This is a genomic window from Pseudomonas aylmerensis, from assembly GCF_001702265.1.
In the GTDB taxonomy this organism is placed as follows: Bacteria; Pseudomonadota; Gammaproteobacteria; order Pseudomonadales; family Pseudomonadaceae; genus Aquipseudomonas; species Aquipseudomonas aylmerensis.
The window spans coordinates 231,281-244,249 of record NZ_MAUE01000002.1 but is presented as its reverse complement, the minus strand read 5'-3'; the positions used below and the strand labels follow the sequence as shown (position 1 = coordinate 244,249).

General features: G+C 58.3%; 19 protein-coding genes. All 19 read right to left on the bottom strand.

The window, feature by feature from the left end:
* Nucleotides 1–588 carry a type VI secretion system-associated protein TagO gene (locus BBG20_RS31560; RefSeq protein WP_083221316.1) on the bottom strand — a complete coding sequence of 196 codons (588 nt, stop codon included), beginning with the start codon at nt 586–588 and terminating at the stop codon, nt 1–3.
* A 57-nt stretch (nt 589–645) separates the two neighbouring features.
* Nucleotides 646–837 carry a hypothetical protein gene (locus tag BBG20_RS32255; RefSeq protein ID WP_141697256.1) on the bottom strand — a complete coding sequence of 64 codons (192 nt, stop codon included), beginning with the start codon at nt 835–837 and terminating at the stop codon, nt 646–648.
* Nucleotides 838–902: 65 nt separating this feature from the next.
* A complete protein-coding gene (locus BBG20_RS01900) occupies nt 903–1,250 on the bottom strand; it encodes a hypothetical protein (RefSeq protein WP_065899740.1) in 348 nt (115 codons plus the stop codon).
* Entirely contained in the window at nt 1,247–2,002 is a 756-nt protein-coding gene (locus tag BBG20_RS01895) for a hypothetical protein (RefSeq protein WP_083221315.1), read from the bottom strand. Before BBG20_RS01895 ends, BBG20_RS01900 begins: the two co-directional genes overlap by 4 nt.
* A gap of 10 nt (nt 2,003–2,012) precedes the next feature.
* The gene (locus tag BBG20_RS01890; RefSeq protein ID WP_065899736.1) at nt 2,013–2,351 is read right to left on the bottom strand and encodes a hypothetical protein; all 339 of its coding nucleotides are present in this window, start codon (nt 2,349–2,351) and stop codon (nt 2,013–2,015) included.
* Between the two features lie 119 nt (nt 2,352–2,470).
* Nucleotides 2,471–2,758, bottom strand: coding sequence for a hypothetical protein (locus BBG20_RS01885; protein ID WP_065899734.1), 288 nt, complete (start codon nt 2,756–2,758; stop codon nt 2,471–2,473).
* Nucleotides 2,751–2,960, bottom strand: a complete 210-nt coding sequence (locus BBG20_RS01880) for a hypothetical protein (RefSeq protein ID WP_065899732.1) — start codon at nt 2,958–2,960, stop codon at nt 2,751–2,753. Before BBG20_RS01880 ends, BBG20_RS01885 begins: the two co-directional genes overlap by 8 nt.
* Nucleotides 2,950–3,198 (bottom strand): hypothetical protein, encoded by a 249-nt coding sequence (locus BBG20_RS01875; protein ID WP_065899730.1) that lies wholly within the window; start codon nt 3,196–3,198, stop codon nt 2,950–2,952. The genes BBG20_RS01880 and BBG20_RS01875 overlap by 11 nt, the downstream gene beginning before the upstream one ends.
* Before the next feature lie 35 nt (nt 3,199–3,233).
* Nucleotides 3,234–4,181: a Mu-like prophage major head subunit gpT family protein gene (locus BBG20_RS01870; RefSeq protein ID WP_065899728.1), complete on the bottom strand. Its 948-nt coding sequence runs from the start codon at nt 4,179–4,181 to the stop codon at nt 3,234–3,236.
* 62 nt (nt 4,182–4,243) lie between these two features.
* A complete protein-coding gene (locus BBG20_RS01865) occupies nt 4,244–4,660 on the bottom strand; it encodes a hypothetical protein (protein WP_065899726.1) in 417 nt (138 codons plus the stop codon).
* Between the two features lie 42 nt (nt 4,661–4,702).
* A complete protein-coding gene (locus tag BBG20_RS01860) occupies nt 4,703–6,067 on the bottom strand; it encodes a S49 family peptidase (RefSeq protein WP_065899724.1) in 1,365 nt (454 codons plus the stop codon).
* A 2-nt stretch (nt 6,068–6,069) separates the two neighbouring features.
* Nucleotides 6,070–7,680, bottom strand: coding sequence for a phage portal protein (locus BBG20_RS01855; protein WP_065899723.1), 1,611 nt, complete (start codon nt 7,678–7,680; stop codon nt 6,070–6,072).
* Nucleotides 7,677–7,898 carry a DUF6148 family protein gene (locus BBG20_RS01850; protein WP_065899722.1) on the bottom strand — a complete coding sequence of 74 codons (222 nt, stop codon included), beginning with the start codon at nt 7,896–7,898 and terminating at the stop codon, nt 7,677–7,679. Before BBG20_RS01850 ends, BBG20_RS01855 begins: the two co-directional genes overlap by 4 nt.
* Nucleotides 7,899–7,901: 3 nt before the next feature.
* Nucleotides 7,902–10,145: a phage terminase large subunit family protein gene (locus tag BBG20_RS01845; RefSeq protein ID WP_158267398.1), complete on the bottom strand. Its 2,244-nt coding sequence runs from the start codon at nt 10,143–10,145 to the stop codon at nt 7,902–7,904.
* Nucleotides 10,051–10,548, bottom strand: a complete 498-nt coding sequence (locus tag BBG20_RS32890) for a hypothetical protein (RefSeq protein WP_065899717.1) — start codon at nt 10,546–10,548, stop codon at nt 10,051–10,053. Before BBG20_RS32890 ends, BBG20_RS01845 begins: the two co-directional genes overlap by 95 nt.
* Nucleotides 10,549–10,755: 207 nt before the next feature.
* Nucleotides 10,756–11,487 carry a hypothetical protein gene (locus tag BBG20_RS01835; protein WP_065899921.1) on the bottom strand — a complete coding sequence of 244 codons (732 nt, stop codon included), beginning with the start codon at nt 11,485–11,487 and terminating at the stop codon, nt 10,756–10,758.
* 19 nt (nt 11,488–11,506) lie between these two features.
* Nucleotides 11,507–11,851 carry a phage holin family protein gene (locus BBG20_RS01830; RefSeq protein WP_065899715.1) on the bottom strand — a complete coding sequence of 115 codons (345 nt, stop codon included), beginning with the start codon at nt 11,849–11,851 and terminating at the stop codon, nt 11,507–11,509.
* Nucleotides 11,852–11,915: 64 nt separating this feature from the next.
* The gene (locus tag BBG20_RS01825) at nt 11,916–12,140 is read right to left on the bottom strand and encodes a hypothetical protein (protein ID WP_065899713.1); all 225 of its coding nucleotides are present in this window, start codon (nt 12,138–12,140) and stop codon (nt 11,916–11,918) included.
* Nucleotides 12,141–12,381: 241 nt separating this feature from the next.
* Nucleotides 12,382–12,681: a hypothetical protein gene (locus BBG20_RS01820; RefSeq protein ID WP_065899711.1), complete on the bottom strand. Its 300-nt coding sequence runs from the start codon at nt 12,679–12,681 to the stop codon at nt 12,382–12,384.
* Nucleotides 12,682–12,969: the final 288 nt, after the last annotated feature.

Below are 12,969 nucleotides of genomic sequence, written 5' to 3'. Positions count from 1 at the left end.
TCACCAACCACAGGCATTTCGCAAAGGTTCAATCACCCCCTTAAGTCCAGTGATAGGAAATGTTACAGTCTCAGGCGACTGATTATAGGGGGTTGCCCTCACCAACATAACGTCATGATCCAACAGAGATTTGATCATGGGTATAGCCTTCTTACCCGACCACAGACCTAGGGATTGGTTATTGGTAGATGCCGTAAACGCTCTTGTCTCTGCCTTCTGGTTATCAATGCGGTAAGTTACATCACCGTAGCCACTAATATCCGCTAAAAACTCCCCCGCCAAATTGATCAAAAGTGAAGTTTCACGTTCTTGACATCGAAGCGTCAGCGTTGCAGTGTCAGAACCGCCAGAGCGTTTTTCAATACTTTCATTTGATACAACTTGCAGATACACGGCCTGACTATCGTCAACTTTCGAAACCTCGCTGCTCACAATCCATTTACCTACTCTTTCGGTCTTATCGATAGGCTTATACTTCATATCGTAACAAGCAAGCCTTTTTTTATCATCGCTAAGAGCTACACACTCATCTGCTGAAAACGCAGGTGACGAAATTATCAAAAAACCACATAGAAAAATAAAACGCATTTTGATCCCTCCTTAGTCCTACGGAGGAAATTACCTGCAAGTCGAAACGCCGTCTACTCACCCAGGAACAATGAGCGCGTCCAGTGCACTGCGCAGGTGATCGGGCAAATCATTCCGTAGTTCTGCAGCTATTGCTTCTAGGTTGCAGGCCAGGTCAGGCGCATCTGTAACTTCCTGGGTTGGCTTGTAGCCCATGTATCCAGCAACAAGAATGTGCACGGGTGGGTGACTACGCCAGTAGTCGGTCATATGGCCGACCATGACCATGTCCCAGTCCCGTCGTAACGTGACCGGACTCTGCCCCGTGCACGCGATCAGGTGAGCGTAGAGTTGGCCCCAGTCGAAGGGGCCTGGCCTTCCCCCGATGCCGGCTCCATAACTTCCAGACCCGAAGCGCTCATGACCGCATCCAGTGCGTCACGCATGTTGCGAAGGTCCAGCAGCGCTGCCACCTCAGCACGCTCAATGTCAGGGTAGTTCCGGCGCAATGCCGCATGGGTGGCATCAATCACCGTCGCGATGCTGTCCCGGTCCATGTTGCCGGCCATCACCGCGTTGATCCGCTCCAGTAGTTGCTCCAGATCCCCCAGAGCCAGAGGTGGGATGACGAGCGTTTTCCCTGGGAAAGGAAACGAAACACCGGGAACATTCACGACGGTCATTCGTTGGCACTCCAGTAGCACACCTCGCCGAACTCATCCGCGTAGCCGGTGAATTCAAAGTCCGGGATGGTGTAGTCGTCCTGTTTGGTGGCGATCCCTAGCTTGTTGCTGACGAAATTAGGGACGCGCACATACACGGTCTTGCCCTTGTATTTCAGGACCAACTCGCCCTGGAACACCGGCATATCGCCCATGGGCAGGTTTTTCACCGACAGACTTTTACCCGTCGTAACGGTGTAGCGGTAATCAACGAAAACTGACTTGGCCACGTCTGCAGCGGCAAATGCATATTCCCCCGTGGCGGCATCAAAGGTGTACTGCCCCGCTGTCGGCGCGCTCAGTACTCGTACGTAAGGGATCGCACCGGCGCCCCGTACCCCAAGATCTCCTGAGAGCGTCCCGCCCGCTGGGGGCGACACGCTTATCGTGGCCCCTGCTGGGATCACCGTGGGTACCGTCGCGTGATGGACTAGCACCTGGCCGGTGATCAAGGTCTGCCCAAACACCAGTTGATTCCACTGCAGCAGGCTTATCTGGGCGGACTTGGCCTTGCCCGTCAGCTTGCCCTGGCCCCGCGCCGCGTCAACCGCAAACTGCTCGCTGCCGAACAATTCTTTAGAATCAAACGACAGGTCCACCGATGCTTCTTGCATGATGCCCAGCAGGATGGGAGTCGGCGCGGAAATGGCATTGCCATAAGCGTCCATCAGCGGAGTGGCGTAAAACAACCCGCTGCCGAATGCGATTTGCATAATGTGTTCCTCAGTAAAAGGTAGGTCCGGCCGTCAGGTCGCCGGTGTTGCATAGGTAGGTGAAGCGGTAACGCACCATGCAGTTGCCGGCGGTGTTATCGCCTTCGTCCTCAATCCAGTCGATGTAAAAGCGTTGCACCCGATCCGCTTCCTCAAAGGCGTCCTCCGCCATCAATACGGCATGCACGGCAACCTTGACCACGTCAGCCAACTGATCCCATGCGGCGCCTGTGTCGGTGTCCTCCCGGGCGATGATTTCCACCGTCAGCTCGAACTGATTGCGATCCACTGCAGCGCTTTCGCGCTCACACGTTTCAAGATCAGGGCGCAGCACGATCGCCGGCGTCATATTCCGTCTGATCGCCTCAGTACGACTGCGATACACCCGGTCTGCCGCCAACGTACCGGCGGCCAGAATCAGCGCCTGCGCCTTTGCGACGATGCGTTCTTAAATCGAGGACATTAGGGTTAAACCTTGGTGAGGGAGGCCAGGCTAAAGGCGCCGTCATCGATCATCCGGCGGTCACGAACGCGAAAATTCACGCCGGCGACGGTGATCAGTTTGGGGTTGTCGATTCCGAGGCGCTCGGCCTCGGCGGTGATGACCAGGATCTCGTAGCCGGTCGACTGGCTGTTGGTGCCGCCCATGCTGTGGATTTCGTCCGGCATATCCCGCGCAGCCAGAAACAGCTGACCATCAACCATCCCGCCGACGTCGAAGTCTTCAAGGAAGCCCCTGAGATCTTCGTCAAGCATCAGGGCTTACCTTGACGGGCTTGCGTCCGCCCTCAGCCGCAGCGGAAGGTGCCGGTGGTGGCTCGACCATCAGCACTTCCAACTGGTGGCGAAAGCGCTGGGCCACGTCATCAGGCAACTCGATCACGCCCCCTGCCCCGGTCAGTTTGTCATCTGGCCCGCGAAAGGAGCCGGATAGCACCGTGTAGGATTTATTCGGCATTACGCTCTCCTGCGACCTTGTCCAGTTTCGACAACCGCTGCCCCAACGCCTTGTCCGGCTCGCCGGGAATCACAATCACCTCCCCGGCTTTGAACTGAACGGGCGACACAATGGTGTAGCGACCCTTCTTGTTTTCAACCGGCTCCAAGTTGTGCGCACGCGCGCTGGCCTGGGCCGCATTCAGGATCAGCTCACCCCCATAAAGGGTGATCGTCTGTTCCACGCGGTATTTCGGCATATCAATACCCTCAGTGAGGTGTCAGGCCGGATGGGTTACGCCACCAGTTGGTTGAGAACGGCGTACTGCCAGCGCCCAAAACCCACGTTGCGCCAGGTATCGACGCCGTATTGATGGGCATCGTTGTCGAACTCGTACTCCGAGCCTTCGGCCTTGGCTTTCATGGCCACGTCGGTTTCCTGTTGGCGGATGAACGCTTTCAAACGACCGTCAGTGCGGAAGGTCACGAATTTGTCCTGCCAGGCGTTGAGACGCACGTTGCCCACCACGCGGACAACCACGTTGTCCGGCATGACGATCTCGCTGATGTTGGTACCGCGCGGCACGCTAAGCGCCGTCTGCGCAACGCTCAGCAGGTTGAACGGCACCATCACCAGAAACTCGCGTGCCAGTTCGTTGATGGGTTCGCCCTGGTCATCCTTGAAGCTGGTCAACTGGGTGACCGATCGGGCAACCGCCTGCTGAAACTCCTCAACGCTCGGCCGACTGGGCGTCCCGTGAAGTGTCGCTGGCAGTTCGGAAATGTCGGTGGTGATCTTGTTGGACTGCACGCCGCTCTGGCCTTCTTCGTGGTCGGTATCGAAGAAGTACTGGCCGTCATAGCAGGTCTGGCTTTCACCGTTGAGCAGCAGCACCGACAGCAGTCGCGCCCAATGCGCGTTAGTGCGGTCGGCCAGCTCGCCCAGCCGTATACGCAACTGCCCGGTTTTATCGCGGCGCAGCTCGGTGACCAGCACTTCGAGGGTGGCCTCAAAATGCAGGTTTTCAATTTCGAGATCCGCGCTGATAAAGCCCTTGGCGTGGCGACCACCAATCCATTCACGCAGGGTCGGCACCATACCGATCCACGGATAGGTTTCTTTGGCCTGGTCGGAGTCGAACAGGTTGGACACGGCGTCGATCCAGTTCGACCCCACATTCTGTTCGAGCAGTTCGTAAAACATGCCGATGATGGCACGACTGGAAAGTACTTCAGCACCCATGGCTGATTCTCCTAAGAAAGGATACGGTCAGAGAAAAGTCTTAAAACGGGTTGAGCGAAGCGTCAGGCTGCTACGGGAACGGGCTGGGCGGTAAACTTGACGATGCCAACGCCGGTGCGCACGAAACGGTGAACATGCCCGACCAGGCTGTTTCCAGCGGCGGTGAGCAGAAACGTGCCGCTGTCGCTGGCATACACCGGCTTACCGATGTCGGTGATCGCCAGCGCAGTGACGGGCAGTTCAACTTTGCCAGCTTCGCGAAGACGCACGCGTGCTGCTGCAGCGGCACCGATTCGATTGTCGACACCGCGATCGGCGAAGCCCACGAACAGATCGCCTGCTGCGAGAGGCCGCGCAAGGCCGTTGGCCGCGACAATGCCGACCGCCGAACCTTCGAAAATCTGCACGCCGGCTGCAACCGATAAATCGTTGATGTCCCCGATCTCATAAGCGCGGGGAGTGTCGAGTGTAAGAGGCATAGGATTCTCCAGAGCCATGGGTGGAAAGGGGTTACCTGGTACTTACTTTTTCAGGACCTTGACCAGGCCCCGCTCGGTGGCCTTGCGGTAGCCGTGATAGGCCTCGAAGGTGCCAAACTCGGCTCGCAGCTCCTTGTCGCCGTCCCAGGTAGCCTTGGCGCGTTCCTCCAGCGGCGCCTCGGGATCCTCCTTCACAGCCTCAGGGGCTGCCGGTGGCGTCAGCACGTTGGGCACTGGCGCAGGCGCCTGGGTACGAATATCGGCCAGAGCACCGGCGCGTTTGGTTTTTTCGGCGCCGATTACCTGCGCCGCCGCTTCGGCACCGCTGGTTTTGCCGTCGAACTTGAGCGTGGCGATCAACTCTTCGTGCCCGGGCAGCGCGGCGGCTTCCACCGCCTGGATGCGTTCGCACTCAGCGCGGGCACCGGCAGCGACACCAGCGGCGTGTGCGTCATGTTCCAGGCTGGCGAGCAGCTCGGCATGATTCGCGGCCAGGTATTCGCGGTTGATCACGGGTTTGTTTGCAGTTGGAGCGGGTGCGTTACTGTTGGTGGTAGTAGACATAGGTCTTTCTCCAGAAGAACTGCTGTTGAACTCAGCGATGAGTTGTTCAAGGGTGGATTCACGGTCGGCCATGCCCAATGCCACGGCATCGGAGCCAATACGCATATCGCCCTGGCCGAAGTCGGCCAAAACGGTTTCAACACTGAGGCCACGGTAATTGGCGACGTCTTCGACAAAGATGTCAGTCAGCCGGTCGACATGGGCCTGGGCCACAGCACGTCCTGATTCAGTGCTGAAGTCAGGGCGCTTTTTCGGGCTCTGGCTGCTGACGATCTCAAAACTGCCGTCGTCGTCGCTTTTGCGCACCGTCAGCACCGTGCCGATGGAGCCCACAGCGCCGGTGCGGCTCATGACGATTTCATGGGCTGCTGCAGCTATCCAATAGCCAGCGCTGGCCGCGTTACCGGACACGTAGGCCACCACCCGCTTGGGCGAGGCCCGAATCATCTGGCCGAATTCAGCGATGCCACTGGCAATACCACCGGGGGTATCCATCACCAGAATGATGGTGTCGGTGCGCGGATCGTCGACGGCGGTGGTGAACTCCTTGGCCAGCACATCCAGCGACGTCGCACCGGACAGCGCCGTAAACAAGTTGGCGTAGCGAAACACCGGGCCGGTGACGGGCAGCAATGCCACATTGCCGCGTTGGGTCACCGCGCGGCTGTTCTGCAAGGGTTTGCCCTGCCTGGCCTCCAAGGCTTCCGGGCCTTCATGCTCCCGGCGGGCGATGGCGGTAATGGTCTGCAGCATGTCCGGGGTGATGGCCCAGGGCTCGCGTGATACCAGGTCGAACGCCGTCACCCGGTGCACGGGAGGTGCATCGGTTGGGTTGTCGATCATAATTAGGTCCGTTCAGGAAGATCAGGATTGGCCGCAGGCTCTTCCTCGGGGCGAGCCGTTGGTGAGACGGATAAGCCGTCATCGCGCCGGCGCTTCACTTCAAGCGCACGCTGTTCGTGGTTCTCTTCCCAGTCGCTGCCGTCGTAGAGCATGGATTCCTTGGCGAGCGTGCTGACACCAATATCAACGCGCTTTTCGGCAGCATTGATGTCTTTGAGCGGATCAACGGTGCCAGGACCATCACCCACCCATAGCGACCCGCTGTACGCATAGCGCAACAACGGGTGGTCGAAAAAACCGGGAGCCTCGATGTCTCCCTGCGCCACGGCCTCTTCAAGCCAATGCTCGTACACGGGCTGGCAGAAATGCTGGCCCAGAAAGTCACGGCAACCGCGAACGAATTGCCAAGCCTCCATCACCGCAGCACGCGCGGCGGTGTAACTGGCGGTGAAGTGCTTGATCAGCACCTCATAGGGCAGCTCCAGGGCCATTCCGATCTGCCGAAGCATGGCGAGCACGAACGGATCGAACGCCATGTTCGGGCGACCGGGTGATGCGGTATCGATCGACGCACCGTCATCCAGCTCGGCGACAATGCCGCCACTGAGTGAGCCATCCCAACCGCCCTGATCCCGCCCGGCAGGTTTATCGCCACCCACCGGGGTGTTGCCGGTAACGGCCGATGCCAAAGGGCTCAGATTGCCGCCCTGCCCCGGCTTGATGAACACGGCGAAGAACGCAGACACCACAGCCGCTTCCAGTTCAGCATCGGTGTAACGGTCCAACTGCTTAAGTTTTTCAATCACCGGTGCCAAGTACGGCACACCGCGTGGCTGGCCCACCCGACGACGCCGGTACACATGCAGCAGCACCCGACCGCCGCGCTCGTTGAAGAACGGACGGTCATCCCAGACGCGCTCTTTGACGCCCAACGCCCCAGGGTGGCTGCGCAGAATGTGAGCCTTGATCGGCGCCCCATCAGCGTCACGTTCAATGCCGGCGGTGAGGGCTTCCGTATCGGCCTTGTTGCTAGGGTTACAAACCCGGTCGGCCTCAATCAGTTGGATGCACGCCGAGTAGTGCTGACCCGGTTGTTCTTTGTGCGTGAGCAACGTAAAGACGTCACCGCTGCTCAGCACCGACCGCCATGTCAGATCCTGCAGACCATAAAAATTCTGCTCGCGAGTGATGTCGCAGCTGGTGGTTTCTGCCCAGGACTTGAACAGCGATTCCGTTTTGCGTTGCCACTCCCTGGCCTGGTCTTCGTTCCAGCCCAGAATCGAGCGATTGACCACCGACTTAAGCGCCAGGCCGGTGCCGACCGTCTTCGTCGTCACCGTATTGATCGCACCGCCGCCGATGGGGTTGTTGCGTTCTAGATCTCGGCAGCGTTCGCGAAGCGTGGGGAAATCGGGTAGCAGATCTGCCGCCGCACTGCCTGCTGTCGGGGTCCAGGCGCTCAGCGAACGCTTGGCCTTCGACGCGCCGCTGTAACCGCCCAAGGCAGTCATGGTCAATCGGGCGTGCATGCGCTTGGCGCCGCGTTCGGGGCTGAGCCAGGTGATGGCCTTATCCAGCAGCGTCGGCTCTGGCACTTTCGGCGCGCGGCTCATCGCGGCGTAATCCCACGCAGGACGATCCCCCGAGGGCGACCGCTTTCAAGGCGATCAACTTGCTGCTGCCAGTAGTCGATCGTCTTGGTGATTTCGGCAAGGTCGGCGTATTCCAACTGCCGGGTGCCGATGCGGTAGCTCTGCTTTTGGCTGACCTTCATGCTCGCATCGAGCCAGGCTTGCAGCTGGCCCTGCGCTTGTTCCAGGGTGATAGCCATGAATTAATTCCTGCGTTGGGAGAGCACGCGCATTGCACTACGGCGCCCAGAAACAACTCTCCCGCCAGAGGGCGGGAGATTGAGTGGTTCGACTGGTGTTGTTGGTTCCGGACTAGCCCCGTCCGTTTCGGGATCGGGACCCGTCTCGGCTTGATCGGGCTCGGGTGGGTCAAACAACGCCCCCTGACGGATCTGTGCATCAAGCCCTGCCCAATCTTGCTCCCGCATCAAGTGCGTTTTCAGGGAGCGGGCCGCGTGCAATGCATACGTTTCACAGTCGGTACCTTCGTTCGGCTGGCCGGCCTTTTTCTGCCAGACCTTGCGGTAGTGGTGTCGCCGGCTGGGCGCCTTCACTTCGGCGGTGATTTGGCGGAAATAATCCGGACGCACCGTTTTGTAAAAGTGCATCCGACCAGGGCCATCACCGGTCAACGGCAAACGCCCCTCAATCCACAGATCCTTGGCTCGTGACGTGCCGACGATATAAGGGCGAAGGCCGTACTTCGAGGCCTTTTGCTCTTTGTCCGTATCGACACCCTGCCGAGGGGCGCTAAAGATCTCCCGGCGCTCATCGTCGCGTGTGTTACCACGCTCGCTCGCGCCCTTGATCGCCATCACACCATTGCGCTGATGCTTACGGCAAAACGCATACGCCGCGTCCTGGGTGATGGTGCCGTCCGAGGTATCCAGCGAAGTAGCCAGCACTCTCAGCTTGGCGCCGCAGGCGTGTGAAATCGGCGCAAACAGCAACTTTTCCAGATCAAGCCAGACGCCCTGGTCGGGCAGTACCACCTCGCCGTAAATCTCGCCCCAGTAGATCAGCCAGGATTCCTCGCCTCGGCCCCAGGCCCGCATCACCACCGCCAGGCGATCGTGCTGCACGTCGACTCCGGCGGTGATCACCAGGCCCCCCATGGGCACAAACATCTCCGGGTAGTCCTCTGCCCGCTCAGCCAGTTTATCGGCCTCAGGCAGGTCGGATTTGTACTCGTAGGCACGGCCCTGTTTCTGGTTGACGAACTTGATCAGCAACGACAGGTTGCCAATCGACGCCTGGTGTTCGGCGTTGAGTTTCTCTCGCACTATGTCGGCCAGGCTGGTACCGGGGAGGCACGCGTACAGTTCGTTCAGCTCAATGAATCCAGCACGACCGGCAAAGGGCTTGGTGGGCACCCAGCCGCAATAGGGGTCGCCGGCATCAATCGCATTGAACACCGTGTTGCGGATGTTCTCTTTGCGCTGGTAGTCGTCCCAGCAACTGCCACAGTGCGGGCAGGCGTAATAGGCTGTATCCGGGAGCGCTCGGCCATAGATTTCATGCGGTTGATCAAGTATTTGAGCAAGCTTTACGGCCCCCTTCCCAAGACGCTTTAAATCCTTGACCAGATCGCTATTGTCTCGAAGCCAATCGTCATCACGTTTATCTAATGCCTCGAAATGGGACTGTTCGTCCTGCTCAAACCATTTGATGTGCTCAAAATCCAAGACATGAGCGCTGCCACAGTCATGGCAAACAATCGGCAACACCCGGCAATCGGTCTGGGCCAGGCGCGCTTCGGTCTTGCTTGCACCCTTAATCGCCGGCGTACCGCCCACCAGCATTTTAGAGCCGGGGTAGCGCTTGCCGCGCTCCTCCAGCAGGGCGATCGCATCACCCTGCCCCTTTACGTCATCGCTGGTATCGTCCGGTTCTTCCACCACCGATAAGCCCACCGACGACGTGGACTTAACGTTGCCGGGTGAGTTCGACGCTACCAGTTTGAGGAACCCGCCCGGGAAGGTCTTATGGTCCCAACGGTTCCCCGAGGTGCGGCTCACATCGACCGGCATCAATTTGGCCACCTCAGTGTTCGCCGTCACGCCGAACTTGAGCTTTTCATCGTGGAAGTTTTTGCCGTCTTTTTCCTTGGCAAACAGGATCATGATCGGGCGCGGCAGGTGATGGATGAACTTGAACAGGTAGCCGATCAAGAACCACGTCCAGCCGATCTGCGCCGCCTTCATCAGGTCGACCTCACTCACCCGGGGATCATCCAGGGCAGCGGCAACGCCGAGGAAGTAAGGCGTGTAGTGGAAATCGTACAGGCCGTGCAGCACGCCGCTTTCAGCGGGCAGGTAAAACTCGGTGCTCAGGTAGTGCGCGGTCGGGATGTCACGCGGCGGGTTGAATTCCCCCGCCGCTGCCAACAAGCTTCGCGCCAAGTTTTCGCGCGTAACCTGCAATTCGCTCGGTTGTAGGTCCAGCAATTTTGGCCACCACTGATCGATCAACCGTGACTTTTTGCACGCTCTCGATTTCCTGAATGATGCGTTCAAGGCCGCCCAGGTATTCCCGGTTTGCGAAACTGGCCCAGTCGATAAGCACCCGATCAGCCTCGCCAGCCGGAATCAATGAACGCAGTTTTTCGTGATACAGCAGGCGACCGTTAGCGGCCTTGACTCGGCCTTCATCGATCCGCACAGCGTTAAGTTCTTCCAACTGGCTGCCTCCGCGCCCAGCGGCTTTTGCGCGCAAGTCGCGGATGTAAGCAATCCGGATTTCATCTAGGCAGGCTGTCTGCCAATCGCTTATGCCGATTCCCTTCAGCACGTCGCGGGCGTTTCGCTCGCTCATGTCCAGGTGATCAGCAATTTCACGCTGTGTAGGCATGCTCATCTCCAAGGTCGGGACTAGGAAGCGGAACCCCCTACGTCGGGTTGAATCTGCAAAAAAGTCGGGGTTCGAATTACCCCGATTGCCCCGCTGACTGGAAGGACCCATTGATTTTGGGTCGCAGGTCGACCTGTTAAGCAAAACCTACGACAAATCATTGAAAATAAATGGTTTTTAGAAAAAATTCACGATCCGGACAAGAGGTCAGCCTCGCTCCATCTCCCGTACAAGGGCACGTCGGAACAGCGGCTCGAACTCGGCCTCGACGACGCGATTGGCTAACCCGTAGAAGTCAAAGCGCCGCCGATACGTCGGACGCTTGACGAAGATCAGAATGGGCCGTGCCCCGTTGCCGATCCGCTGCCAGATACCCAAAGGGCCAGTGCCGTTGCCAGGTCGACCCACGAAATAGTCCGGTGCGTTGCGGTTGCGGCGTCGGCTACGCTGAGTGCGGTTGGCCATGAAGCCCGACACCCGCTCAGCTGCTCCGAGTGTGGACAGGATCTGTACGATCTGGCCGCGACTGATGTTGCCATTGCCATCCATCATAGCGCGCCGACCAGGGACGGCGTACATGTCCGCTGGCATCAAGCCGTAGTGGATCAGCGCTTTCTCAAATCGCTTGTGTGGTCGGTTGCCACCGTCAATGTGGACCGGCAGGTACTTGGACGCGGGCACGCCTGAGCTGGCTTCGTCCTTGATCCACACACGGGCAAACAGGCGGCTGGCCGTGGCACTGCGCTTGAAGACCGAGTTGAGCGTCCACCGTGTGGGCCTATCGAACACTCGCTCAAGCTCGACCTTTTCAGCTACCTGGACGCGTTCGGCGGTGAAGGTCAGCGCTTTGGCAGCTGCTATTGGCACCTTCGACTTGCTGAGCCCACGCATCTCCCTGACGATCTTGTCGATGTTGTCACGCATCTCAAGTCGCAACATGGTCATTGCCTCTAGATGTTTATGGTCCAGCGTCACCGTTGGCTTGTGCTTCACGCAGACCAAGGCGCTTGGCCGCCCAGCGCTCGTACAGCCCGATCGCTACGTCTGCACCTGCCATGGCGGTCAAGCATCCCAGTGCCCCGGAGGTCCAGATCGACATGCCTGCCGCATACAGCAGCATGATGGCCGACACTCCGCACACCACGCAGGCGCCGGACCGGAGGGCCAATCGGCGGATCAACGCCCAGCCACGCGCACCCTCCTTGTCCGCTCGCCACATCTCGCCCGACACACCGCCCACCAGGGCCAGGACGATCACTAACCAGATCGGCATTTCTGCCAGCGCTTGCTGTTCGTTCGTCATTGCCTTGGCCCCTTAAACGAAAAAGCCCTGCACTGGGCAGGGCTTGAATGGGAAGTTAGTCAGATTAGGTTTGAGGGACTGGGACCTCATCAACGCTAACGCAGTGCTCAATATCCGTGATTTTCTGGAGAGCTTGCTCAGCAGTTGAATACGCGCCAAACATTCGCCCTTGATAAAAAACAACCCATGCAAATTGGATGTCCGCTTCACCAGAATGCCCAACCACCAACGTCTTGAATCTTTCAGCCAAGTCGTCGACATGCATCTGTGCCATGCCACGCAAAACCATGACGCTCTCCCCTTTTTTAGTCAGAGGCCCGTTTTTTTTCGGCCTTCGACAATGTGAGCGCAAAAAAACCGACTCAATGGTCGGGTGAAGACCACTCCTCAGTCCAGCCCCCAAATGAGAGGGATGGAGGGCGGACTGAGGAATGGCGGCGCAAGCATATCAGAGCTTGCTGAAAATTCATCATCGCGTCGACGCGCCAACAAAAAGCCCTGCACTAGGCAGGGCTCAAAGACGTTGTTGTCTAGTGGATGGGAAGCTCACTGCTGCGCAAACTCAGCCTTTTACTTCTGTCGAGATAGTTATATCCCGCATTGGTGACGCGCTGGATACGTATATCCGGAGTTTCCCCTTCAACATTGATACAACCCAAATCTACAAGCAGCTCGATATGGCCATCCACGACTACACCGGACCAATCAACACACTCGGTGCGGGAGAATTTGCTGCGTATATCCTTGGCCGATAAATCGAGCTTCCAGTCATCGGAGTCCTTGATGCAGACCTCTAGAATTTTCACCAACAGCCTCTGATCTCGTTCCATTTCTCAGCTCCAAAGGAAAATTGTCTGTACGAAGTAGTACGTCTGAGGAGAAATGAAAAAACCCGGCACAAAGGCCGGGTTTTTGGTGAGATCGCTGTTTGCGTACCTCTTTGAACATGACTGATTTATACCCCTTCAGTCCGGTGGCAGCAAGAGCTCAGCGCTGCCACCCTGCAATCAACGGTAATCAACGGCAATACGCCTGCAATCAACGGACATATAACGTCACTGGCTATAGCGCCGCAGGCATTGACCCTCCTGTCCCACTGATTTCAAGAGAGGCGCGAC